The organism is Wenyingzhuangia sp. (genome assembly GCF_039768515.1).
GTDB lineage: Bacteria > Bacteroidota > Bacteroidia > Flavobacteriales > Flavobacteriaceae > Wenyingzhuangia.
The window spans coordinates 37,686-62,671 of record NZ_JBDNAI010000020.1 but is presented as its reverse complement, the minus strand read 5'-3'; the positions used below and the strand labels follow the sequence as shown (position 1 = coordinate 62,671).

Genomic DNA, 24,986 nt, shown 5'->3' with positions numbered 1-24,986 from the left:
AAATTTAATGTTTATAAAAACAATAATAAAAATACTAGCTCGATTTTTACTTGCATTGGTAGCCTTGCTACTTTTGTTGGTTCTCTCCCTTCAATTTGGAAAGACTCAACTATTGATTGCCGAGAGGGTTTTTGAGATGTTGGAAGAAAATTATGATGTAGATTTTCAGGTAGAAGCTATTAAAATCAATCCATTTGGTTATTTTAAAATCAATAACCTTTTGGTTACAGACCATCATCAGGATACACTCATATATATTCAATCTGTAGAAGGTAAGCTAAACGATGTGTTTCTTATAAAGGATAAAGTGATCTCCTTTTCAGACCTAAAACTAAGTCACGCAGGAGTGGTTGATGTTGTTTATCCTGGTGAAAAATCAGGGAGCTTGAGCATCATGTCTAACAAATTATCACCAAAAGATAAAGCAAAAAATCCTTTTGAATTTAGATTCAAAAAAGTACACATAGCAGATTTAGGGTACTCACGTACAAAGAACGATCATCGTGTGGTAGATTTTAGTAGCATATTTGGTCACGTAGATCTACTAAATGTTTTAGGTCCCAATGTAGAGTTATATACTGATTCTTTGAGTTTTAGAGATGTTTATAATATTAAGTATAAAAAATTAGCTACCCATTTTCATTATTCTTTGTCGAATATGAGCTTTGAGAATACTCAGATTGTCACAGCAAATTCAAAGATCAACTTAGATGTAGTTTTTGACTATCAACCAGAAGCTTTCTCAGATTTTGTTAATAAAGTTAGCCTGAAAGGGATTATTAAAGAGAGTGAATTGTCACTAAATGATATTGATAAGATTTATCCCTTTTTTGATGGCTCTGAAAGCTTTACTATCCGTTCCGCTATTTCTGGAACCTTGAACGATTTAAGATTGACAAATACAAAGATAGCCTCGATTGAAGAGCCCTTTTTTATAGCGGGAGATTTCCAACTAAAAAATAGTATTAAAAAAAGATCAAATCTAAATGTTCTAATGACTGATGGAAGTTTTGATTTGTCCACCAATTACTTACAGAAAATATTACCTCGACCGTATAGCAGGTACATTAAAAAACAATATGTAGGAGTAGACCAAATAAAGTATAAGGGATCAATAGGAGTGAACAAAGATCACTTCAAAGCCAATGGAGAAGCCATTACAAACGTTGGTGTCGCTAATATTGACGGTTTTGTCAATCATCTGAATACCGATCATAAATATTTAGAGTTTTCAGTCCATGATGGGTTTCAGTATGGAATTCAACAAGTAAAGGACCTAAAAAACATCAATTATAAGGGAGGAATCAAAGGAAGAATAGGAAAAGATCATACTGATCTCAAAGCAAATCTGATTGTCAAATCGTTACAGTATAAACATATAAAATTGTCTAATTCTACTGTTGATTTTCATCTGAACAACAATTCCTTTTCTGCTGATCTTGAATCTAAAGATACTTTGTTGACGTTCACATCCAAGATAACAAAATCAAGGGTACAAAAAGCGGAAGAATACCGACTAAGTCTAGAAGTTACCAAAGCAAGAGTTAACGATTTATTTAAGCATAAAGATTTGTATCAAAAAAATATAAGTGGAATAGGGCAATTTACTTTCACAACAAATCCAAGTAAATATTCTTTAGAGGGATTCGTGTCAGATGTAAAGATAGAAACTTTGCAAGATAGCATTCGTTTGAGTGCTGTTGAATTATCGTTACTGTCTACTAATAATTCAAAGACAATTTCAATCGCTTCGGACGATTTGTTGGAGGTACAAGGAAGGGGCGATTTTAATTTTTCAGATGTACAGGTACTTCTACAGAATGCGATTGATAAGTTTGTCCCTGGTTCAGCGTCCAGATCAAAAGTAGGTAATAAAGATTTGGCTTTTAAAATGGATGTCTATCCAAAGCTAATCAAAGTTTTTACCAATCAATTCTGGTTAAATGACAACATGACAATTACTGGAAAGTTAGACTCAAAAGGGGACAAGGGAGTTGTTTATGTAAAAGTACCATCTATACATTCGAAACAAATAAAAGCGGATAGTTTAGAAATTACTCTTGATAATTCTAATCAATGGATCAATTCAAATATTTCTCTTCAAAAATTAAAATTTAAACAACAAAATTATCAAGACTTGTCTTTGTTGGGAAAAAAGATCAATGATACCCTGTTTGTTCGTTCTTATTTTCAGAGTGATAAAATAAACAACAGAGCTATTTTTTATCTAACCAAACAAGAAGATATGTTGTCTTTGGGAGTTGAGAATGTTTATTTTAAATTTTTGAAATCTATTTGGGTTAATTTAAAAGGGAAGGAAAATAAAATTCACTATAACCTTAGCACTGGAGATATTCGTTTTAATGAAATAGCTTTTGAACATAAAGATCAAAGATTTGAGTTTGATGGAATTATGAGAAAAGATGATTCAAAAAATTTGAAACTAAATTTTAAGAAGATAAATTTATCGGAAATCTTAACAGGGATAGATAGTCTAAGTATTGATGGTGTTGCAAGCGGTGAGGTTTTTTTCAAAGAAAAAAACACTTTGTTAAAACCAAATGGTTCTATGGTTGTTGATGAGCTGAAGATAAATGGAGTGAATTATGGTCACTTGGAAACCAGTATTGAACCAAATGAAAAGAAGTTAGGTTACAATATCAACTTTAATATTAGTAGTAAAGATATCCAAAACATAGATGCGCAGGGTGAAATACTAGTAAATAAAAAGAGTTTTTTAAACTCTGAAATTAATTTAAATGTAGCATTAAACAATTTATACCTAGCTTCTTTAAGCCCTCTGGGAAGAAACGTTCTTTCTGCTATTCGGGGAACAGCAAGGGGTGCTTTCACGATCAATGGTAATTTAAATGATTTTTATAGTTATGGTGTTTTAGAATTAAACAATGCGGGATTGAAATTTCCATATTTAAATGTAGACTATAATTTTATTGGGAATACCAAAATAGAGTTACTCGGTAAAAAACTAGTTTTTAATGATGTTACATTAGAGGATGCTGTCTATGAAACGAATGGAATTTTAGATGGAGAAATAAACTACGATCAAAACAGCAATTGGAATCTTGATTTTAAAATTGATAGTAATAATCTCTTGGTTCTAAACACTACACAACAAGAACAGTCAAAGTATTATGGTACAGGGTTTATGAAGGGTGAAGCCACAATAAAGGGGCCTACAACTGATTTAAAAATTGATGTTTTTGGAACCACACTGCCAAACACAAAATTTGTCTTACCCCTAAGCGATGTAAAACAAGTAGAAAATAACAGATTCATCTATTTTAAAGAGCAAGAAACTGAGACTGTAACAGAAGAAGAAGAGGTTGTTACGGTTGGTGGCTTGTCTGTTAAATTAAATATTGACATAACAAAAGATGCGCTTGGTGAAGTAGTGATAGACCAAACCTCAGGAAGTTCTTTGCAAGGAAGAACAAGTGGAAGTTTGATTATCGATATTGATAGGCTCTATAATGTAAAAATGTATGGAGACTTGGTTGTAGATGAAGGTCTATATAACTTCAAATATGGTGGTTTTGTAAACAAACCTTTTGTGGTGAAAAAGGGAGGGACAGTTTCATGGGATGGAGATCCGTATAAAGCAGAGCTAGATATAGAAGCCATACATTCTGTGATTGCAAATCCTAAAGTGCTTTTAGAAAATTTAACAGTAAATAGAAAAATAGATGTTGATTTGATCACCAAAGTAACAGGAGAATTGTTTGATTCTAAACAAGATTTCTTCATTACCATACCAAACGCTAGTTCAACAGTTTCTTCAGAGTTAGATTTTAAGTTAAACATAGATGAAAACTCTAAAATGAGACAATTCTTTTCGTTGTTGGTTACTAAGAATTTTTATGATGAAGACAATATCAACAACACGAGTTCTGTCATTACAAATACCACATCAGAAATTTTATCGAGTGCTTTTACACAGATATTTAACAAAAAAGATGATAAATTTCAAATTGATTTGGCATACACTTCCGGACAGGCTTCAAGTGTTGAAGATGTTGTGATTGATGATCAAATTGATATTGGATTGGCTACAGAGATTAACGATAGAATTTTGATTGATGGTAAATTAGGAGTCCCTCTTGGTGTAAGAGCACAAACTGCCGTTGTAGGTGAGGTTAAGGTTGAGTTTTTGATGAACAAAGATGGTTCTTTGCGCTCAACTGTTTTTAATAGGCTAAATGATATTCAATACACTGACGATGATCAAGGATATACACAAGGTATTGGTTTAAATTATCGTATTGATTTTAACAACATATCAGAAATGCTGAAGAAAATTGGATTCAAAAAACGAAATCAGGACAAAGCTATAAAAGAAGAAGAGTTTGAAATGCTGGAAAAGTGATCGATCAGGATCTCCCAAAATCACAGTAAAATAGTTAATTTTATACCCTAAAAAAATATTAAAAAAATATGAATAAATATACTTTGGTAGTATTGGCTGCTGGAATGGGAAGTCGTTACGGAGGATTAAAACAGATGGATCCAATGTCAGATGAAGGAGATACTATTATTGATTTTTCAATATATGACGCTATACAAGCGGGATTTAAAAAGGTGGTTTTTATTGTACGAGAAGATTTTATAGCTGACTTTAGAGCTATTTTTGATGATAAATTATCAGGGAAAATAGAAGTTGAATATGTATGCCAAAGTATAAGTGATATTCCATTAGGTTATGCCATAAACGAAAATAGAACAAAACCCTGGGGTACAGGACACGCTTTATTAATGACTAAAGGAGTTGTTAAAGACAATTTCGTCGTTATCAATGGAGACGATTTTTATGGGAAACAAGCTTATAAAGACATTGTAAAAGAATTGTCTAGATTAGATAAGAATTCGTTTGACATGTGCATGGTGGGGTACAATATAGATAAAACAATTTCTGACAATGGTTATGTCAGTAGAGGAGAATGTTTTCTTGATGCTGATCATAATTTGATTGATGTTATTGAAAGAACTAGTATAGAAAAATTGGACAACAAAATTGTAAGGAAAGATGACCAAGGGGAGTTTGTTCCGATGAAAAAAGGCACAGTTGTTTCTATGAATTTTTGGGGTTTCACTCCAAGGTTTCTTGAGGTTTTAGAGGAGGATTTTAAATCTTTTATGGAGGAACGATCAGAAGAACTAAAGAGTGAGTTTTTTATTCCTACTGTGGTTAGTAATGTGATCAACGCAAAAAGAGGAGTAGCAAAGGTGTTAACCACAGTTGCTCAATGGTATGGAGTCACTTATGCAGAAGACAAATCGGTTGTGACAGCAGCGATTAAAGAATTTAAGGAAAAAAAAGTGTATCCAAAAAAATTATGGTCTTAGTAGCAGAGCTCCTAGATTCAAATATTTCTAAGATTAGAAATTACCAATTAGGTCGATATCGTTTTCGTACTTCTGCATAGGTAGGCATTTCAATACCTGATTAATTATTACTTTTACAGAGAATAAACCAACACTTATGATAGAAAAAGTAAATAAGATAGCCGTGATGACTTCCGGAGGAGATTCTCCAGGAATGAATGCTGCGGTAAGAGCTGTTGTAAGAGCCTGTGTGTTCAATGGTATTGAGTGTATGGGAGTATTACAAGGTTATCAAGGGTTGATTGATAACGAATTGGTTCCTTTAGACTCTAGAAGTGTAAGTAATACGATCAATAGAGGAGGAACTTTTTTGCAAACAGCACGTTCTTTAGAGTTTATGACACCGGAGGGAAGAGCAAAAGCATATGAAAATTTCAAGAAAAATGCACTAGATGCGTTGATTGTTATTGGAGGAGATGGTTCTTTTACAGGTGGAATGATTTTTAATAGTGAATATAAAGTTCCTGTCATTGGAATCCCTGGGACCATTGATAATGATATCTACGGGACTCAGTTTACATTAGGATATGATACGGCACTAAATACTGTTGTAGAGGCTATAGATAAAATTAGAGATACTGCATCTTCTCATAACAGATTGTTTTTTGTTGAGGTAATGGGACGTGATGCAGGGTTTATTGCTTTGAATGCTGGTATTGGAGCTGGAGCTGAGGAGATTTTGATTCCTGAAGAGAATTTAGGGATTGAAAGGTTAGTTGAGTCTTTAGAAAAGAGTAAAAAATCTGGAAAAGGATCTAGTATTGTTGTAGTTGCAGAGGGAGATAAGACTGGAAAAGGAGTTTTTGAACTCAAAAGTTATGTAGAAGAAAATATGCCTGAATACGATGTGCGTGTCTCCGTTTTGGGGCATATGCAAAGAGGAGGTGCTCCTTCTTGTTTTGATAGAGTATTGGCTGGTAGATTAGGAGTGAAAGCGGTTGACTTACTACTATCAGGGCAGTCAAATTTAATGGTAGGAATCAATAATAATGAAATTACTTCTATCAATTTAGAAAAGGCAGTGAAATTACACCATGATATCAATATGAACTTGCTAAGAGTCGCAGATATCTTGAGTGTTTAAAATAAACAATAAACAAATTAAAATTAGTTAGATTATTATGGTAAAAATTGGAATTAACGGATTTGGAAGAATTGGAAGATTTGCTTTCAGATCTGCAGTAGCTAGAGAAAATGTTCAAGTTGTGGGGATTAATGACTTGTTAGATGTTGAGTATTTAGCATATATGTTAAAGTATGATTCTGTTCACGGTGAATTTAAAGGAACTGTTGAAGTGGTTGATGGTGCTTTGGTTGTTAACGGAAATACAATCAGAATTACAGCTGAGCGTAATCCAGCAGACCTAAAGTGGGATGAAGTTGGTGCTGATTATGTGATTGAATCTACTGGATTCTTCTTAACAAAAGAAAAAGCACAAGGTCACATTGAGGCTGGAGCTAAAAAAGTAGTTTTATCTGCACCTTCTCCAGATGCACCAATGTTTGTGATGGGAGTTAACAATAACGAATTAAAAGCTGATGAGACCATCTTCTCTAACGCTTCTTGTACAACAAACTGTTTGTCTCCAATAGCAAAAGTATTGAATGACAATTGGGGTATTTCTGAAGGGTTGATGACTACTGTTCATGCTGCGACAGCAACTCAAAAGACTGTAGATGGACCTTCTATGAAAGACTGGAGAGGTGGACGTTCTGCAATCCATAACATTATTCCTTCTTCTACAGGAGCTGCAAAAGCTGTTGGAAAAGTAATTCCAGCATTAAATGGAAAATTAACAGGTATGGCTTTTCGTGTTCCTACAATGGATGTCTCAGTTGTTGATTTAACTGTAAAACTTGATAAACCTGCAACTTACGAAGAGATATGTGCTGCAATGAAGTCAGCTTCTGAAGGAGCAATGGCTGGAGTTTTAGGATACACTGAAGATGCAGTAGTTTCTCAAGATTTTATCGGAGATACTCGTACTTCTGTTTTCGATGCTAAAGCAGGGATAGCCTTGAACGATAACTTTGTTAAAGTTGTGGCTTGGTATGACAACGAGATTGGATACTCAACAAAAATTGTTGATTTAATTGAATATTCAGCTTCATTATAAGCAATAAAAATTCAAAGTAAAAAACCTCGTTTCTTCATCGTTTCGAGGTTTTTTTGTTTGTCTTCGAGTTAGTTAAGATTTTAGTTTTCAGTAAATAAGTTTTTTATATAAGCAGTCATATGGAAATAGCAATAATTGCTCATGATGGAAAAAAAGCTGATATGGTTCAGTTTTTAATGGAGCACAAAGAATTGTTGAAAGCAAAAAATATAAGTTTGATTTCAACAGGGACAACAGGCTCTAAAGTAGAAGCAGCCAACTTAAAGGTCACTAAATATTTGTCAGGACCCTTGGGTGGTGATGCTCAAATTGCAGCAAGGGTAGCTGAAGGAAGAACAGGTATGGTCATTTTTTTTAGAGACCCCTTAGAAAAGCATCCTCACGAACCAGATATATTCATGTTGATGCGTTTGTGTGATGTTTACAATGTTCCGTTAGCTACAAATCCTGCTACAGCTGGTTTGTTGATAAAATCTATATAGAAAAAACCTTCCGTGGTAACACTGAAGGTTTTTTTTAAAATTAAAATTTATGAAATCCTACTTCTTCCGAATGTAGAACCGCTCTTGAGGCCTGGATTTATCTGATAAACTTTTTACTAACCATTCCTTTTGAGGTCCGAATTTTAGCGATATATAGACCTGTCGCTAGGTGAGATAGGTTTATGCTGTTACCTGTACATGAAGCAAGTCTTTGTCCGTTGATGTTCAATATATCAATACGTTTTTATAAATGGGCAATTGCTGAGATCTCTACTGTTGCGTGCTTGGGTAGTTTTGAGACTGCTGCACACTCTCTAGCTGGAGCAGTGTCCTCATCAAAGTATGTACCATATGCTTTATTGACCATTACAAAATCATCCATGTTTGTCAATAAAATACTAGTCTTCACTACGTTTTTAAAAGTAGTACCAGCTTCTCGTAATATGGCCTCTATATTTTTCATGACCCTTACGGTTTCTGTTTGGATATCCTTGTTTTCTAAGCGTCCAGTTTCGGGATGGATAGCAATTTGACCAGAAACATATAATACACCGTCTATGGCAATTCCTTGGTTGTAAGGGCCAAGAGGAGCTGGTGCTTTTGTTGTATGAATAATTTTTTTCATCAGGATATAGCTTGTTGTTTTGCGAATTGTTTATCGTATAAGTTTTTGTACACTCCACCTTTTGTACTGAGTAATTCTTTATGTGTTCCTATTTCTACAATACGCCCTTGTTCTAATACTATAATTCTGTCTGCATTTTTTATGGTAGCCAGTCGATGGGCAATCACAATACTTGTTCTACCTTGTGTTATTTTATTAATTGCAAATTGAATCATTTTTTCTGAGTGAGAATCAATAGAAGAAGTGGCTTCATCTAAAATTAAAATTTTTGGATTAGAAACATAAGCTCTTAAGAAAGCAATCAATTGTCTTTGACCAGAGGATAGCATAACGCCTCGTTCTTTTACATTGTAATCAAAGCCACCAGGTAAACTTTCTATAAAATCATCGATCCCAATTTGTTTTGCTGCTCTTTTGATTTCTTCAAGCGTGATTTCATCTTTTTGCAAACTAATGTTGTTCTTGATGCTATCTGAGAATAAAAAGACATCTTGTAGTACGATAGCTATTTCTTTTCTTAAGAAGTTCAGGTCATATTCTTTTATAGATGTACCGTCGATGGTAATTGTTCCACTGTCAACATCATAAAAACGGTTGATTAGATTGATAATGGTAGATTTACCGGCTCCAGTAGCACCAACAATAGCAATGGTTTCTCCTTGTTTTACCTCAAAGGTAATTCCATTTAAAACTTGCTCTTCTTTTAGATAGCTAAAGACAACATCTTTAAAACAAATATCTCCCATAAGATCTTTAGGTCTAAAGGTTCCGTGGCTATCAATATGGCTTTTTGTGTCCATGATTTCAAACACTCGGTCACCGGCAACCATTCCCATTTGTAATGTTGTAAATTTATCTGCGATTTGTCTTAAGGGTCTAAACAGCATTTCTGTCATCATGATAAATCCAATAATTTCTCCAGCTGTGACTTCATGGGTTAGGGCCAATTCTTTACCCCCAAACCAAACAATTAGTCCTATGGCAATGGAGGATAAAACTTCTGCAATTGGATAAAAGATAGAAAAATACCAGACCGTTTTTATATGAGCTGTTCTGTGTTTTTTGTTGATCTCTTGAAATTTTTTATATTCAATATTTTCTCTGTTGAAAAGTTGTACAATTTTCATCCCTGTAACCCTTTCCTGGACAAACCCATTGAGATTTGCGACCTGAATTCGTACTTCTTGAAAAGCTGTCTTTATAGCTCTCTGAAAAATCTTGGTTGCGTAAATTAGAATAGGTAGAACAACAAAGGCAATTAAGGCTAATTTCCAATTGATGATTAACATAAAAATGGCAATAATGAACATCTTTAGAATATCATTTACAATCATAAAAAGACCTTGGCTAAAAAACTGGGCTATGGTTTCCACATCTGATACGACACGGGTGACCATTTTACCTACAGAGGAATTGTTGAAGTAGGCCATGTTAAACTTTAAAATATGTTTGAAAAGTTTGATTCGGATGTCCTTGATAACACTTTGACCTAAGAGATTGGCTAAATAAATAAAACACAGTTGAAGGATAACTTCAGCAATTAGAGCTATCAAAATGAGGATAGCAAAGTTTAAAAATCCCTCCTCAGTCTTTGTATAAACATAGTTGTCTATTCCATTGATCATTAGGTAGGGTCTAAGCGTAGAAATTATAGCTAAGGATATAGAAAAGACACTTGTTGAAACAAACAGAGCCTTATAATCCATCGCATAGCTCATGATTCGACTAAAGATATTGAGGTCGAGAATTTTGTTCTTTTTAGAATTAGGCATTTTTGATGTTTTCTGGGTATGTTATTTCAGTTAAAAAAAGGCCATGGGCTGGAGCGGACATACCAGCACTAGATCTTTGTCCACTCTTGATGATGTCGATCATGTCTTCAGGAGGTATTTTACCCTGTCCAATAGCGTATAAAGTGCCTACTATCGCTCTAACCATATTTCGTAAAAATCGATTTGCAGAGATGTGAAAGACCAATTGACTACCCTGAACCATAAATTCTGCTTTGCTAATATCACAATTGTAAGTTTTTACATCAGTTTTGGATTTAGAAAAGCATTTAAAATTGGTGAATTCCAATAAATATGTAGCTGCATGGTTCATGGCGTCGATATTTAAAGTTTGGTTTATTTGCCATTCCGTTTCTGTTGTAAAAGGACTTTTACCTTGTAATATTTTATACTGATAGCTTCTCTTTATGGCATCAAATCGAGTATGTGCAGTATCTTTAACTTTGAAAATGTTTTTGAATACAATATCATCTGGCAACAAGGCATTTACTTTATAGCAATACACATCCGTATCAAGTTTTGATTTGGTGTCAAAATGGATAAACATCTGAGCTGCATGTACACCAGCATCTGTTCTTCCAGCTGCAACTACCTCTATTTGAGTTCTTAATATAGTGGATAAACAATTTTGTACCACTTCTTGCACGCTGATAGCATTGGGTTGTATTTGCCATCCATGATAATTTTTTCCTAAGTATGAAAGTTCTGCAAAGTACCTCAAAGCCTTTTTTTTAGAGGATAAAGATATTGAATTATGAGGTTACAATCAACAGAATCTACTGTGATTGTTAAACCCAAATAATGGTGAGGGTCAATTTTTATGGGTTTATTGATTAATGTTTGATTTAAGAACATTAGTTTTGAAGAGCATAACTTAATGCTATTATAACTCGAAATAACCTTTGTATTAAAATGTTTTAAAATGAAACTAAAGATTGTTAATCATTTCTTTTTCTTGTTTGTTTTTTTATTGTTTTCATGTACTTCATCTTCTGATCAAGAGATAGTAAAGAAAGATGAAATTGTAGAGGAAGAAGAGACGCCAGTGGAAGAAAACAATCCTCCTGAGGAACAAGTCCCAAATGAAGAAGAAAATTCTACTGAAAAAGAGGATAACATCAAATGGGAAAACTGGTACTTATCTGTCCCCATAAATTCAGGAGCGGGCAAAGCTACTTCTATTAGATACGAAGAAATTGTCAAGGAAAATCTTTCAGCAGAGGCCTCAAAATACTTCTTTAGAAATTCAGACGGTAGTTATACCCTATGGACTCAATTTACGGGGTACACTACTTCAGGGTTTTCCGCATTGGGGGGAAAGTATTGCAGGACCGAACTGAGAGAATTTTGGAAAGGAGTACAAGACACTAAAGACAACTGGTCTATGAAATCTGGGGTTCATGTTTTAGAGTCCACCATACAAGTTGATTTTGTTGAGGGTAATGGTAGAACAATTGTTGCGCAAATACATGGAAAAGAGTCAGAAGGTATTAGTGGCAATCCGGCAACAGTAAAAATAAGATGGAATAGTGGCATGATCCAAATAGATTATTACACAAAGCCTGAACATAGTGATCCGTGGACCAGTGCTTATGATGAAAAGCTTGATTTTGGAAGGGTTGACCATGAAATCTTTACCTTTAAGATAAAGATAGAAAAGGGTAAGTTATATTGTGGTTTGGTGTGTGAAGCCAAAGGAATCAATAAAGCGTATACTGAAATATATGATTATGTAGGTAATGGATATGTTCATGAAAACTATTTCAAGACAGGTAACTATTTTGGTTGGCATGATGATTTTGAAAAGTCTGCTCAAGTTGTTTTACATAAAGTAATTACAGAACACAAGCAATAGAAAAACATATTTAAAACCCTATAAAAAATGAAAATATTGTTGCTTTCAGATACACATAGCCACCTAGATGATGCTGTTTTAAGGCATGTAAAATGGGCTGATGAGGTGTGGCATGCTGGTGACATAGGTAAGATAGAAGTAGCTGATGCCATAAAGAAAATTAAGCCGTTACGAGCAGTGTATGGTAATATTGATAGCAGTGATGTAAGATCGGAGTTTCCGTTAGACCATAGATTTAGCATAGCAGGATTAGAGGTTTTGATGACTCATATTGGGGGATATCCAGGAAGATATAACAAAAGAATTAAAGAAGTAATTATAAAAAACCCACCAAAATTATTCATCAGTGGGCATTCGCATATTCTAAAAGTTCAATATGATCATAAGTTAGCTCTTCTGCATATGAATCCAGGAGCAGCTGGGATTTATGGATTTCATACGGTCAGAACGATGTTACGTTTTGAGATTCATAATGGCGAAATAGCTCATTTAGAGATCATAGAATTGGGAAAGAAATCTTAATTTTTTGGATATATTTTTGTAAACAAATCCTGATATAATTCTAGAATAACTTTACGTTTGACTTTCATAGTTGGAGTCAAGTGACCCCCGGCCAATGTCCATTCGTTAGGAGTGAGTTCAAATTTTTTGATTTGTTCCCAGTTTCCAAATTTTTGATTGTGAAAAGTAATTTCTTTGCGAATTCTATCTTTAACAAAACGGTTTTCTGCTAGTTTGTTGTTGGTATCCACCCCCGTGATGTTTTTAATTTCACACCATTTTCTAGTGTGCTCGAAATTGAGTTGTATGAGTGCAGCGGGCATTTTTTGAGATTCCCCAATGACCATTATTTGTTCAATAAATTTAGATTGTTTTAATTCGTTTTCTATGAGTGTGGGTGCTATGTATTTTCCTCCAGAAGTTTTAAAAATTTCTTTTTTACGGTCCGTAATTTTTAGAAAACCATCTTGGTCCAATTCACCAATATCACCTGTATGGAAGAAATCGTTAACAATTACTTCATCTGTTTTTTCAGGATCTTTATAGTAGCCCATCATGATATTGGGTCCCTTAGCTAAAATTTCCCCATCTTCAGCAATTTTAACCATCACGTTTGGTAGAGGTTTACCCACTGTACCAATTTTGAAAGCGTTGTTTTTCATATCGTTTACAGAAATAACAGGAGAGGTTTCGGTTAGCCCATAGCCCTCTAGGATCGTCATGCCTGCAGCAGAAAAAACCCTCACCAATCTCTCTTGTAGGGGAGCGCTACCAGAAACCAAATTACTGATGTTTCCTCCGAGAGCTTCTTTCCATTTGCTAAAAATAAGTTTTCTAGCTATTTTTAGTTTAAATTCATACCAAAAGCCATTTGCGCCATAAGGCTCAAATCTTAAGCCTAGATTAACGGCCCAGAAAAATAAAGCTTTCTTTACGCCTTTTAGCTGTTCTCCTTTTGCAATTATTTTGTCGTAAACTTTTTCATATAATCTCGGAACTCCAGACATGATGTCTGGCTGTATTACTTTAAGATTGTCACTAACTTTTTCGACAGATTCAGCAAAATAAATCTCAATACATTCATGCATGTACAGATATAGTATAATTCTTTCAAAAACATGGCATATCGGCAGGAAACTCAGAGCTTTAGATTTTCCTCTTTCAAGAGGAACTCGGGGAGCACTTGTAATGGTGTTTGAAACTAAGTTTTCATGACTTAGCATAACTCCTTTGGGGTTTCCGGTAGTTCCTGAAGTGTAAATAATTGTGGCCAGATCAGCGGGGACGATGCTTTTTTTTATATCTTCTAACATCTCATCTTTGTTAGATTTTTTTCCAGCCTCAAAAATTTCTATCCAGTTTTTCTCACCCTCAATTTTGTCGAAAGTATAGATATCTTTTAAAAAAGTTTTGTCTTTTACCGCTTTTACTTTTTTTAAAATCTCAGTATCTGAAACAAAGCAGTAAGTGGCACCAGAATGATTTAGAATCGCTTCGTATTCTTTTTCAGAGATTGTTGGGTATAAGGGCACATTTTGTGCACCAACTTGTAATATTGCCATGTCCAGAATATTCCATTCAGTTCTATTCGTGGAGGATATTACCGCAATTTTTTCATTTTTTTGTATCCCTAGTTCCAGCAGACCTTTAGAGGTAAAGTTGTATTGGTCAATAAATTCTTGTGTCGAAATAGAAACCCATTCCCCATTTTGTTTTGTGGTAAAAGCTTTTTTTAAGGGGTGGTTTTTAAGTTGATGTAATGGGAAATCAAATATCCTAGTTATAGATTGCATTGTTAGTGTTTTTTATAGGAATTGAAGATATAAAAATAATTATGAAATCCCAATAGTTAGCGAACCTCTCTTATTGGACTGACGATCTTTACCTCACTAAAAGAGATCAACCCTCTTATGACTCCAGATATTTCTTCTTTTAATGCATGTATGAGCTGAAGTTTTAGTTCTGATTTGTGGTAGATAAGACTCACTTCTCTTGCAGGATAAGGTTTCTGAAATTCTCGTATTAGTTTTTTGTCTTCATCCTCTAAGTCTAGCGTATGCAAATAAGGTAGCAATGTCATACCCATACCTTCTTTAGTCAATTTGATCAAAGTGTTGAAGCTACCACTCTGAAGAACAAATTTCTTTTTCAAATCTTGTTTTAATGAACTACAGATGTTAAGAGCACTTTCTTTGAAACAATGACCATCTTCAAGTAACAATAAATCTTCTATGTTTAAGTTTTCAGGGATGAGATGTTCGTCATGATATAGTCTGTGATTTTTATGAACTAGTCCAATAAAGGGCTCATAATAAAGAGGAGATTCTATGATGGTTTCATCTTTAAGGGGCGTTGCAGCTATTGCAGCATCTAAATTTCCATCTTTAAGTTTTTGAATGATTTCGGAGGTGGTCAATTCGTGTATAATTAACTCTACTTCTGGGTATTTGTTGTTAAAGTTTTTAAGAAATAAAGGCAGTAAACTAGGCATGATTGTGGGTATGATTCCGATTTTAAATTTGCCACCAACGTATCCCTTTTGTTGATCTACGATATCTGCAATTCTATTACTTTCGTTTACTATTGTTTTTGCTTGTTCAACTATTTTTTTACCAACACCAGTGAGTTCAATAGGCTTTTTATTTCGATTGAAAATTTGAATATCCAAAGACTCCTCTAATTTGTGTATCTGCATACTGAGTGTTGGTTGTGTCACATAACAATGCTCAGATGCAGTGGTGAAATTTTTATATTTAGCAACAGCTAATACATACCTCAATTGTGTAATGGTCATCTTTAAATTTTTTAGCATCAATAATTCTTATAAAGATATTAAAATTATCAATTGTACTTATAGTTTTTATCTGTTTGCAGATTAAAAAAACAAAACAAGGTTTTGGAGGCATAAGATTAGTGTATTTTTATTAATTTAGAATCTCATTTACAGAAGCAAACAAGAAACGATCTTGTACCCATCAAGGAGTTATTCATAATTAATTAGAGGATAGAAATGAAGGTAGTGTTAATTTTAATAAGTATTGTATTCATAACTTTTATTGCTATTCAAATTTATGCTTTGAAAACTCAAAGTTCTATAGAAACATACTCATATGAAGTCCATCAAAAGTATAAAACATTTGAAATTCGGACTTATGAAGAAACTTTGTTTACCTCTGTTAAACTTTCAACTAGTGGATACAAAGACTCCTCTAGTAAAGGATTTTCCATTTTGGCGGGATATATTTTTGGAGGAAATGAAAGAAACGAAAAAATTTCGATGACTTCTCCTGTCGCAATGACTTTAACAGATTCTATGACAATGATGTTTATGGTGCCAAAGGAGTTTTCAAAAGAAACGCTACCCAAACCCAATCAGTCAAGTATAACGTTTAAAAAAGAACCTAAAAAAATTGTTGCTGCATTGCATTTTAGTGGTTGGGCCAATGACAAAAAAATAGAAGATGCGAAGCAAAAATTAAAATCAGCTTTGGATCAAGAAGGCATTGCTTATTCAAATCGTTTTTGTTTTTTAGGATATAACGCCCCCTATGAAGTTTTTAATCGAAGAAATGAAATTATCGTTGAGTTAAAGTAAGGTATTTCGAATAAATACCTGACCAAAAATATACTCGCAATGGCTTGTCTATTTATTTCAGCAGTAGTGTTTTATTTTAAACTCGAAGTCAATTGTCTAATTAAAAAATAATGAAGATCTATATTTTCGCGTTACTAATATTTATTTTTATGGATTCAAATATAATATTTAAGTTCACTCAAACATCAAATACAGAAGACTGGGTAGTTGTTGATGATGTTGTAATGGGAGGTAAATCTAAAGGTTTTTTTAAAATTAGTGGTGAGGGATATGGCCTTTTTGAAGGTTCAATATCCTTAGATAATAATGGTGGTTTTTCCTCAGTGAGATATCAATTTAAAAGAAAATCAATTGGAAATTTCACCAAATTCATCTTAAAAGTAAAAGGTGATGGAAAAAAATATCAATTCAGAATAAAATCTCGTATTGGAGATTCACATTCCTATATATCTACTTTTGAAACCCATGGAGAATGGCAAGAAATAATAATTCCTCTTAAGGATATGTATCCTATGTTTAGGGGAAGAAAACTTGACAAACCAAATTTTTCAAATGACTTTATTGAACAGATTGTATTTTTAATTGGCAATAAGAGTGAGGAAAACTTTGAACTTATGTTAGATGAAATAAGATTGATTTAAATGAAAAGCATAAAAAAAGGCATCTAAATGATGCCTTTTTTTATGCTTTTCAAAGTATTTTAAGCTCTGTTGATCACCTTTTTTGAAGCTGTGACAATAGCTGCAGCATTTAAGTTGTATTTTTCCATCAATTGTGCAGGGGTACCAGATTCTCCAAAAGTATCTTTTGTTCCTACAAATTCTTGTGGTACGGGTTTGTTTGTGGCTAGTGCTCTGGCTACGCTTTCACCAAGTCCCCCAATAATATTGTGTTCTTCTGCGGTAACTACACAACCAGTCTTGCTTACAGACTTTATAATTAATTCTTCGTCTAGAGGTTTGATTGTGTGTATGTTGATTACTTCTGCAGTTATTCCTTGTTTTTCTAATTCTTCTGCAGCTTGAAGTGCTTCCCATACAAGATGTCCAGTAGCAACGATGGTAACATCATTTCCTTCGGTCATTTGAATTCCTTTACCTATAACAAATTTGTTATCATGATCATTGTCTGAGAATTTAGGCATGAAAATAGGAACTACGGGTCTACCAAAACGTAAATAAACAGGACCTTCATGTTCTGCAATTGCTATGGTAGCAGCTTCTGTTTGGTTGTAGTCACAAGTATTGATTACGGTCATCCCTGGAATCATTTTCATCAACCCCAAATCTTCTAATATTTGATGAGTTGCTCCATCTTCACCTAAGGTTAGACCTGCATGTGACGCACAAATTTTTACATTTTTGTCAGAATAGGCAATAGACTGTCTTATTTGATCATATACACGACCTGTTGAGAAAGCGGCAAAAGTTCCTGTAAAAGGAATTTTTCCACCGATAGTTAAACCTGCTGCAATTCCCATCATGTTAGCTTCTGCGATACCAATCTGGAAAAATCTTTCTGGATTCTCTTTAATAAATTCATTCATTTTTAATGAACCAATTAAATCAGCACATAGTGCCACTACATTTGGATTAGTTCTTCCTAAGTGAGCCAAACCAGCACCAAAACCAGAACGAGTATCTTTTTTCTCGGAGTATGTATATTTTTTCATTTTACAGTTCTAACATTGTTTGTCGGCAAAAGTAATAATTTTATGCGGTTAGAGGAATAATATTAAAAGTTTTTAAGTTCATTGTATAATTTCTCTGCAGGTAGTCCAACAACATTAGCATAACTTCCCTCAATCTTAGTAACTCCTATCAAGCCAATCCACTCTTGTATCCCGTAACCTCCGGCTTTGTCGTACGGCTTATAGTTTTCTATGTAATAGTTTATTTCTTCTGAGGTTAGTTGTTTAAAATACACTATCGTTTTGTCTGTGAATATTTTCTTTTTTTTAGTGGTAGCCAAACAAACTGATGTGATTACTTGATGGCTACTGCCAGATAATTCTGATAACATTTGATAAGCTTCAACATGATCTTTTGGCTTCTCCAAGGCTTTGTTTTTTGACCACACTATGGTGTCTGCTGTAATTAATAACTCTTGGGCTGTTAATTGTATGGCTTTGCATTTGAGATCAGCTAAGAACTCTGTAATTTCTTCTTCTTTGTATTTTTCAGGATAAACTTCCGGTGTGTCAATGGTTCTACTTTCAAAGGAGATGTTTAATTCTTTCAAAAATTGCTTTCTTCTGGGTGATTTTGACCCTAAGATCACATGATGTTTTCGTAAAATATTTTCTAGCATAGTTTATGATATTTTTATTAAGGCAATACTTAGAATTCCAAACACAACAATCAGCTTCAGTATCTTGCTAATTTTTGAAAAATGCTGCCTTTCAAAACATTTATGTAAACGGTTAAAAATGTAGCATAAAGGCAGTATTAAAGTGATGAAAATATAACATTTTAAGAGGGTGTTTACAGATAAATACATAATCACTATTAACACTGTTGTTGTTAGCAAAAGAATTCCCTGTATGATGTGTACAGTAGTTCTTGTCCCCATTGTTATTGGTGTAGTTTTTAAGTTTGCTTTCTTGTCTCCCTTGATGTCTTCAATGTCTTTGATCATTTCTCTGGCCCAATTGATTAAAAATGCTAAAAGTGAATAAATTAGGAGTGTTAGATTTTGGTCAGAGGAACTAGGAATGATTAGTAAAAAGAATAATAATGAAATGCTTGTGAATGAAGCAATCACTAAATTGCCAAGCATTGGAGTACCTTTTAGTGTACTGCTGTAAATATGAAGTAAGGCAATGACAAAAATACCATAGGCAGTAAAAGTGTAATTTTGAAGTAAGTAACTACCATAGATAGTCAATATCAATCCTATTGAATTCAATAAATAGTAAGTTTGGTGTGCTTTTTTGAAACTAATTATCTTTGGTATAAGAACCTTTTGTGGTTTGTTTGTTTTGTCTGGTATGATATCAAAAATATCATTGATGATGTTCCCGCTGGCAGCAAAACAAAAAGTACACACAATATAAATCAACACAGGAAACGTAAACTGATCTTTGGAGAATATACTCAAAACCATGAAGATTTGACTCAAAAAGATCAATACAAGGTTTTTCCATCTCATCAATTTAAGTAAGGAAAACATCTAGTAAGATTTTTTAATACGATCTAATGAAATTTTATGATCTCGATCTTTAATGGTTTGTCGTTTGTCATATAGTTTTTTTCCTCTACATAGCGCTATTTCTAATTTAGCTAATCCTTTATCATTAATAAACATTCTTAAAGGTACGATGGTCAGACCACCTGTTTGTACCTCCTTATTTAGTTTTTTTAACTCTTTTTTATTGAGCAATAATTTTCGAGCACTTTTAGGTTTGTGATTGTATGCGTTTCCATATAAATATTCTTCGATAAACATATTGATGGAGAATAATTCTCCTTGTTCGTTAAACTCACAAAAACTATCTGTTATTCTTGCTTTACTGAGTCGAATTGATTTTATTTCGGTTCCAGTTAACACCATTCCAGCTACATACTTGTCTAGAATTTCATACTCAAATCGAGCTCTTTTATTTTGAATGTTTATTTTCTTCTGCATGAGTATTTAATTATAATTCGTTGATCCTATAGCGAATGTTAATTCCAAAACTAAGGAGGTCGAGTGAAGTTTTGGTAATAATGTTTAATTGTGGACTCCAATCTAGACCCAAAGTGATGGGAGTTTCTTTAAAAAGATATTCAATACCGGTTTCTCCATTTAATCCTAATACAAAAGGACTACCTATGAATGTATTGACACCCACACCAAAATAATATTGAAAGTTAGATTGAATAGCATCTAGAGATTTTACTTTGAAGTCATAAATTAAGTTGGCTCCAATTCCATTTCCAAAAGTAATGTAACCATGTAACCGGGTTAGGTCTTCAAAGTTTACAATACCATCAATAGCAACACTATTGTTTCCAAAATCTCCAAACCTTATTCCTATCTCTTGGGCGAATGAATTACGCCAGGGAAAGAAAAGAAATAAGAAAATTAATTTTTTCATGATATTTTTTTACAAAAATACAAGATTACTTTTAGATTGTCATACAACAGCTAAAGTCTTTGCATAGGGTTCTGTTTCTCCAACAGTATTTAACCTGACTTATGCTAGTATAGCATTACTTGTCAGGGTATAAGTGAACGAAATAAAAAATAAACTAACAAAATCTTTAGTGTACAGTTGGGTTTCTTTTGTAGTTTTGTCCCTTCAATTTTTTAATATGATTTCTGTAGATAATTTAGCAGTTGAGTTTAGTGGGCATACCCTTTTTAGTGAAGTGTCTTTTGTGATTAATGAAAATGACAAAATTGCGTTGATGGGTAAAAATGGGGCAGGTAAGTCAACAATGATGAAGATTATTGCTGGGATGCAAACCCCAACAAGAGGTGGAGTTCGTTGTCCTAAAGATACCGTGATTGCTTATTTGCCACAGCACTTGTTAATGGAAGATGATTGTACAGTAGTTGAAGAGGCTTCTAAAGCCTTTGATGAGGTGTTTTCAATGAAGTCGGAAATGGATAGTTTGAACAAGCAGCTAGAGACCAGAACCGACTATGAATCTGATGAATACATGAGCATTATTGAACGTGTGTCAGACTTAGGTGAAAAATATTATGCTCTGGATGAGGTAAATTATGAGGCAGAAGTTGAGGTTGCTTTAAAAGGTTTAGGGTTTAAACAACAAGATTTCAATAGGCCGACTTCAGAGTTTAGCGGAGGGTGGAGGATGCGAATAGAATTGGCTAAGATTCTCTTAAAGAAACCAGACTTAATTTTGCTTGATGAACCTACCAACCATGTTGATATTGAATCTGTAATTTGGTTGGAAAATTTCTTATTAAACAAAGCAAAAGCGGTTATTGTGATCTCTCATGATAAAGCTTTTGTAGACAATATAACGAATAGAACTTTAGAAGTCTCTATGGGTAAAGTATATGATTATAAAGCAAATTATTCTCATTATTTAGAGTTAAGAAAAGAGCGTAGAGCCAATCAACAGAAAGCTTACGATGAACAGCAAAAAATGATAGCAGACAACAAGCTGTACATTGAACGTTTTAAAGGGACATATTCGAAAGCATCTTCTGTAGCCTCGAGAAAAAGAATGTTAGAGAAATTAGAAATAATAGAGGTTGACGAAGTAGATACCTCGTCTCTTAGATTGCGTTTTCCCCCATCTCCTCGTTCAGGGGATTATCCAGTTAAAGTAGAAAACATGACAAAATCTTATGGAGATCACATTGTGTTTAAAGAAGCTGATATGGCTATTGCTAGAGGTGAAAAAGTAAGTTTTGTAGGACAGAATGGACAAGGAAAATCTACTATGATTAAAGCGATTATGGGACAGATTGATTTTGAGGGATCTTGTGGGTTAGGACACAATGCAAAAGTAGGATACTTTGCTCAAAATGAGGCATCTTTGTTAGATAATGAATTAACTATTTTTGAGACCGTAGATAATGTAGCAGTAGGTGATATTCGTACACAAATTAAAAATATATTAGGAGCCTTCATGTTTAAAGGAGATGATATAGAGAAAAAAGTAGGGGTTTTGTCAGGAGGAGAAAAAACAAGATTGGCAATGGTAAAATTATTGCTAGAACCTGTGAATGTTCTAATTCTTGATGAACCAACAAATCACTTAGATTTACGTTCCAAAGATGTAATTAAAGAAGCGTTACAAAATTTTGATGGTACGATGATACTCGTTTCTCACGATAGAGATTTTTTGAAAGGACTTTCTGAAAAAGTATTTGAATTTAAAGATAGAAGAGTTATTGAGCATTTTGAAACTATTGATGCCTTTTTGGAGCGTAACCAAGTAGAAAATCTAAAAGAAATCAATTCTTAGGATAAACTTTCATCAAAGACAAAAAATAACCATTCTATGAATGGTTTTAAATTTTGTCATGTTGTTTCGTTTTCATTCCTTATTTTAGCTACTATGAAAAAAACAAAATCATTTTTTAAATTCAACGAAAAAAAAACTTCTATTTTTTTGGTTTTTGTTTTTGGGACTTTTGTTTTTTGGTTTCTTAATAAATTATCTAATGAGTACAGTCAGATCGTTTATTACCCCGTTCACTACACTGCTTTGTCAAATGAGTTTTTTTTTCAAGAGGATCCTCCTGAAGAGATTGGTTTTAGGATTGCTGCTGATGGTTTTTATTTTCTAGGTGTAGCATTTTTTAAACCTGATATTGCTGTTTCTGTTCAACGCTTGAAAAGGAAAAGTAAATATGAGTACTATTTGGTTAATGATGAATTAAAAAAGCAAGTAAGAAACTCGATAAAGAAGAATATTGAAGTTGTTGATGTCATTTCAGATACCTTATTTGTAAAGTTAGGAAAAAGGGGGAATAAGAAAATTCCTGTAATTCACGACGTAAAGATTGATTATCATCTAGGTTATAATTCTTTTTCAGGAATCAAATTGATGCCAGATTCTATAGAAATAACAGGCCCTGAAATGCAAATTTCAAAAATAGACCGAATAAAATTAAAACTTTTCCAAGATTCAAATGTGCAACAGTCTGTTAATGAAAATATAGCGATTGTTAAGCCGAATCTTCCAAAAATTGTTTACTCCAATGAAAAAGTTAATTTAAAAATTGAGGTAGAAAAGATAACAGAAAAGACACTAACACTTCCCCTTCATGTTATAAATAGTCCAGAAGGAGAGGAAGTTGTCGTTTATCCTAAAAATGTTCAAGTGACTTGTTTGGTTAGGCTTTCCCAATTTAATGAAATAAAACCTTCTGATTTTTATGTGGTTTGTGATTACAGCAAAAGAACCCAAAAGCATATCAAAACTCAAATTAAGGAAATGCCTTCGATGGTTTCTAAAGTTAAGTTAAACGTAGGTAAAGTTGAATATTTAATTCTAAAATAATGGTTGTGGGGTTAACAGGTGGGATAGGAGCAGGAAAAACAACTGTTTTGGATCTGTTTAGAAACATCGGAGTGCCTGTTTATCAAGCTGATGTTGAAGCTAAAAAAATAATGATGAGCTCGGAGGCAGTTAAGAAGGATATCATTCGTCTTCTAGGAGAGGATGCTTATGAAAATAATCTCCCAAATAGAGCGTATATAGCTGAAAAAGTGTTTGCTGATAAGGCGCTTCTTCAGAAATTAAATGAGATTGTTCATCCCATTGTTCATTTGCATTTGAAAGCGTTTATCCTCAAGCAAGATTCTCCGTATGTAGTTTACGAAAATGCTATATTATTTGAAAACAAAAGAGAGGAGTTCTGTGATAAAGTAATTGTAGTTGTCGCAGATTTGGAAGATAGAATTACAAGAGTTGTCAATAGAGATCAAGTGAATAGGGAAGATGTGATGAGGAGAATAAATAATCAGTGGAGTCAAGAAAAAAAAGTGAAAAGAGCAGATTATGTAATTAAAAACAATAATCGGAAGGATTTGAAGACTGAGGTCTTGACATTGCATCAAAATTTATTGGAGAGTTGTGATGTTTAGATTTCTCATAAAAATTAACCTCAGCCTCTTATATTTGTTTACAAGAAAAATTAGATAATGAAATATATTTTTTTTACACTTTTTGTATTTTTTTCCAGCGGTTTGTTTTCTCAAACTGGAGGCGAAACTTTATTTGCATTTTTAAACACACCTACTTCAGCAAAGCAAATAGCATTAGGAGGTGTGACACTAACTTCTAGAGATGATGTGTCACAAACCCTTTGGAATCCTTCTTCAGTAAATCCTAAAATGGATAATGATGTTTCTTTGAATTATGTAAATTATATTTCAGGAATCAATGTAGGTTCTTTTTCATATGCAAAAGCTATTGATCCAAAATATGGAGTTGCATTTTTAGGAATTCAATATTTCAATTATGGAGATTTTGAAAGAACAGAGGCAACTGGACCCACTGTTTTGGGAAGTTTTACTGCTCGAGATGTTTCCTTTAATTTCGGCTATGGTTATCATTTTGAGTCGGTTTCTATAGGAGCCTCAATAAAATATGTTTCTTCTATTATTGATACCTATACATCGACGGCATTATTATACGATATTGGGATTACTTACATCGATCCTTTGAAACCGTTTTTGATGTCTTTAGTCCTAAGAAATTCTGGAAGCCAACTGACAAGTTATATCAATCATGAAGAGTTGATTCGAAATAATGTTATTTTATCGGTTGAGTATAGATTAGAGCATGTGCCCATCAAAATATATGGGGCCATTGATGAATTGAATAATTGGGAAATTAGCACTTCAAACCCATCTAGGTCAGTGACAGATTTGGACAACACGGTAAAAGAAGAGTCTATCAATGACTTTCAGAATGCTTTAAGACATCTATCTCTTGGAGCAGAGTTATGGCCCAAGAGACTTATAAGTGTTAGATTAGGGTACAATCATCGTAAATCTCAAGAATATCAACTTAATGAAATTAGAACAAAAGCAGGTCTATCTTATGGTTTCGGGTTCAATACAAAGCATTTGAGATTTGATTACGCTTTTGCTAAGTTTCAAGAAGGAGCAAAATACAGCACATTTGGATTAACAGTACACTTATAAT

23 protein-coding genes are annotated in these 24,986 nt (G+C 33.4%); 13 read left to right on the top strand and 10 right to left on the bottom strand.

Translation table 11 applies throughout. The annotated features are described in order from the left end of the window. Window positions 1-7: 7 nt before the first annotated feature. The 5 genes from ABF281_RS01550 to ABF281_RS01530 all read left to right on the top strand — a co-directional run bounded on the left by ABF281_RS01550 (window position 8) and on the right by ABF281_RS01530 (window position 7,999). Window positions 8-4,384, top strand: a complete 4,377-nt coding sequence (locus ABF281_RS01550; RefSeq protein WP_347179940.1) for a translocation/assembly module TamB domain-containing protein — start codon at window positions 8-10, stop codon at window positions 4,382-4,384. 68 nt (window positions 4,385-4,452) lie between these two features. Beyond that, window positions 4,453-5,361, top strand: coding sequence for a sugar phosphate nucleotidyltransferase (locus tag ABF281_RS01545; protein ID WP_347179939.1), 909 nt, complete (start codon window positions 4,453-4,455; stop codon window positions 5,359-5,361). Window positions 5,362-5,497: 136 nt separating this feature from the next. Continuing rightward, entirely contained in the window at window positions 5,498-6,484 is a 987-nt protein-coding gene (pfkA, locus tag ABF281_RS01540; RefSeq protein ID WP_347179938.1) for a 6-phosphofructokinase, read from the top strand. Between the two features lie 37 nt (window positions 6,485-6,521). Then, a complete protein-coding gene (gap, locus tag ABF281_RS01535) occupies window positions 6,522-7,517 on the top strand; it encodes a type I glyceraldehyde-3-phosphate dehydrogenase (RefSeq protein WP_347179937.1) in 996 nt (331 codons plus the stop codon). A gap of 119 nt (window positions 7,518-7,636) precedes the next feature. Further along, window positions 7,637-7,999, top strand: coding sequence for a methylglyoxal synthase (locus ABF281_RS01530; RefSeq protein WP_347179936.1), 363 nt, complete (start codon window positions 7,637-7,639; stop codon window positions 7,997-7,999). Between the two features lie 244 nt (window positions 8,000-8,243). Here the strand turns inward: ABF281_RS01530 and ABF281_RS01525 are convergent, their stop codons facing one another. From ABF281_RS01525 to truA, 3 genes are read right to left on the bottom strand one after another with little or no spacing between them, the layout of a single operon-like run. Beyond that, complete coding sequence (locus ABF281_RS01525) at window positions 8,244-8,624, bottom strand: Rid family detoxifying hydrolase (RefSeq protein WP_347179935.1); 381 nt, start codon at window positions 8,622-8,624, stop codon at window positions 8,244-8,246. After that, entirely contained in the window at window positions 8,624-10,396 is a 1,773-nt protein-coding gene (locus ABF281_RS01520; protein ID WP_347179934.1) for an ABC transporter ATP-binding protein, read from the bottom strand. The genes ABF281_RS01525 and ABF281_RS01520 overlap by 1 nt, the downstream gene beginning before the upstream one ends. Beyond that, window positions 10,389-11,135 (bottom strand): tRNA pseudouridine(38-40) synthase TruA, encoded by a 747-nt coding sequence (truA, locus tag ABF281_RS01515; protein WP_347179933.1) that lies wholly within the window; start codon window positions 11,133-11,135, stop codon window positions 10,389-10,391. Before truA ends, ABF281_RS01520 begins: the two co-directional genes overlap by 8 nt. Window positions 11,136-11,336: 201 nt before the next feature. Here truA and ABF281_RS01510 point away from each other — a divergent pair, with 201 nt between their 5' ends. Both ABF281_RS01510 and ABF281_RS01505 read left to right on the top strand, forming a co-directional pair. Then, complete coding sequence (locus tag ABF281_RS01510; RefSeq protein ID WP_347179932.1) at window positions 11,337-12,269, top strand: polysaccharide lyase family 7 protein; 933 nt, start codon at window positions 11,337-11,339, stop codon at window positions 12,267-12,269. A gap of 27 nt (window positions 12,270-12,296) precedes the next feature. Further along, on the top strand, window positions 12,297-12,791 hold the full coding sequence (locus ABF281_RS01505) for a metallophosphoesterase family protein (protein WP_347179931.1): 495 nt from the start codon (window positions 12,297-12,299) through the stop codon (window positions 12,789-12,791). Here the strand turns inward: ABF281_RS01505 and ABF281_RS01500 are convergent. Together ABF281_RS01500 and ABF281_RS01495 are read right to left on the bottom strand one after the other, a co-directional pair. Next, complete coding sequence (locus tag ABF281_RS01500) at window positions 12,788-14,563, bottom strand: long-chain fatty acid--CoA ligase (protein WP_347179930.1); 1,776 nt, start codon at window positions 14,561-14,563, stop codon at window positions 12,788-12,790. The two genes, ABF281_RS01505 and ABF281_RS01500, sit on opposite strands and share 4 nt — an antisense overlap. A gap of 56 nt (window positions 14,564-14,619) precedes the next feature. Continuing rightward, window positions 14,620-15,564: a LysR substrate-binding domain-containing protein gene (locus ABF281_RS01495; RefSeq protein ID WP_347179929.1), complete on the bottom strand. Its 945-nt coding sequence runs from the start codon at window positions 15,562-15,564 to the stop codon at window positions 14,620-14,622. Between the two features lie 216 nt (window positions 15,565-15,780). On the opposite strand from ABF281_RS01495, the gene ABF281_RS01490 reads away from it, so the two are divergent. After that, window positions 15,781-16,365 (top strand): heme-binding protein, encoded by a 585-nt coding sequence (locus ABF281_RS01490; RefSeq protein WP_347179928.1) that lies wholly within the window; start codon window positions 15,781-15,783, stop codon window positions 16,363-16,365. 149 nt (window positions 16,366-16,514) lie between these two features. Continuing rightward, a complete protein-coding gene (locus ABF281_RS01485; protein WP_347179927.1) occupies window positions 16,515-17,006 on the top strand; it encodes a CIA30 family protein in 492 nt (163 codons plus the stop codon). A 59-nt stretch (window positions 17,007-17,065) separates the two neighbouring features. Here ABF281_RS01485 and ABF281_RS01480 read toward each other — a convergent pair whose 3' ends face one another. From ABF281_RS01480 to ABF281_RS01460, 5 genes are all read right to left on the bottom strand, one after another. Beyond that, window positions 17,066-18,037 (bottom strand): transketolase C-terminal domain-containing protein, encoded by a 972-nt coding sequence (locus tag ABF281_RS01480; protein ID WP_347179926.1) that lies wholly within the window; start codon window positions 18,035-18,037, stop codon window positions 17,066-17,068. Window positions 18,038-18,099: 62 nt separating this feature from the next. Next, window positions 18,100-18,675: a Maf family nucleotide pyrophosphatase gene (locus tag ABF281_RS01475; RefSeq protein ID WP_347179925.1), complete on the bottom strand. Its 576-nt coding sequence runs from the start codon at window positions 18,673-18,675 to the stop codon at window positions 18,100-18,102. Window positions 18,676-18,678: 3 nt separating this feature from the next. After that, window positions 18,679-19,536, bottom strand: coding sequence for a geranylgeranylglycerol-phosphate geranylgeranyltransferase (locus ABF281_RS01470; protein WP_347179924.1), 858 nt, complete (start codon window positions 19,534-19,536; stop codon window positions 18,679-18,681). Then, window positions 19,537-19,992, bottom strand: coding sequence for an SsrA-binding protein SmpB (gene smpB / locus ABF281_RS01465; protein ID WP_347179923.1), 456 nt, complete (start codon window positions 19,990-19,992; stop codon window positions 19,537-19,539). Window positions 19,993-20,002: 10 nt separating this feature from the next. After that, on the bottom strand, window positions 20,003-20,443 hold the full coding sequence (locus ABF281_RS01460; RefSeq protein WP_347179922.1) for a hypothetical protein: 441 nt from the start codon (window positions 20,441-20,443) through the stop codon (window positions 20,003-20,005). Between the two features lie 217 nt (window positions 20,444-20,660). On the opposite strand from ABF281_RS01460, the gene ABF281_RS01455 reads away from it, so the two are divergent. From ABF281_RS01455 to porQ, 4 genes are all read left to right on the top strand, one after another. Further along, window positions 20,661-22,292: an ABC-F family ATP-binding cassette domain-containing protein gene (locus ABF281_RS01455; RefSeq protein ID WP_347179921.1), complete on the top strand. Its 1,632-nt coding sequence runs from the start codon at window positions 20,661-20,663 to the stop codon at window positions 22,290-22,292. Between the two features lie 93 nt (window positions 22,293-22,385). Continuing rightward, window positions 22,386-23,333, top strand: coding sequence for a CdaR family protein (locus ABF281_RS01450; protein ID WP_347179920.1), 948 nt, complete (start codon window positions 22,386-22,388; stop codon window positions 23,331-23,333). Further along, the gene (coaE, locus tag ABF281_RS01445) at window positions 23,333-23,920 is read left to right on the top strand and encodes a dephospho-CoA kinase (protein ID WP_347179919.1); all 588 of its coding nucleotides are present in this window, start codon (window positions 23,333-23,335) and stop codon (window positions 23,918-23,920) included. The genes ABF281_RS01450 and coaE overlap by 1 nt, the downstream gene beginning before the upstream one ends. 57 nt (window positions 23,921-23,977) lie before the next feature. Beyond that, window positions 23,978-24,985: a type IX secretion system protein PorQ gene (gene porQ, locus ABF281_RS01440; protein ID WP_347179918.1), complete on the top strand. Its 1,008-nt coding sequence runs from the start codon at window positions 23,978-23,980 to the stop codon at window positions 24,983-24,985. Window position 24,986: the final 1 nt, after the last annotated feature.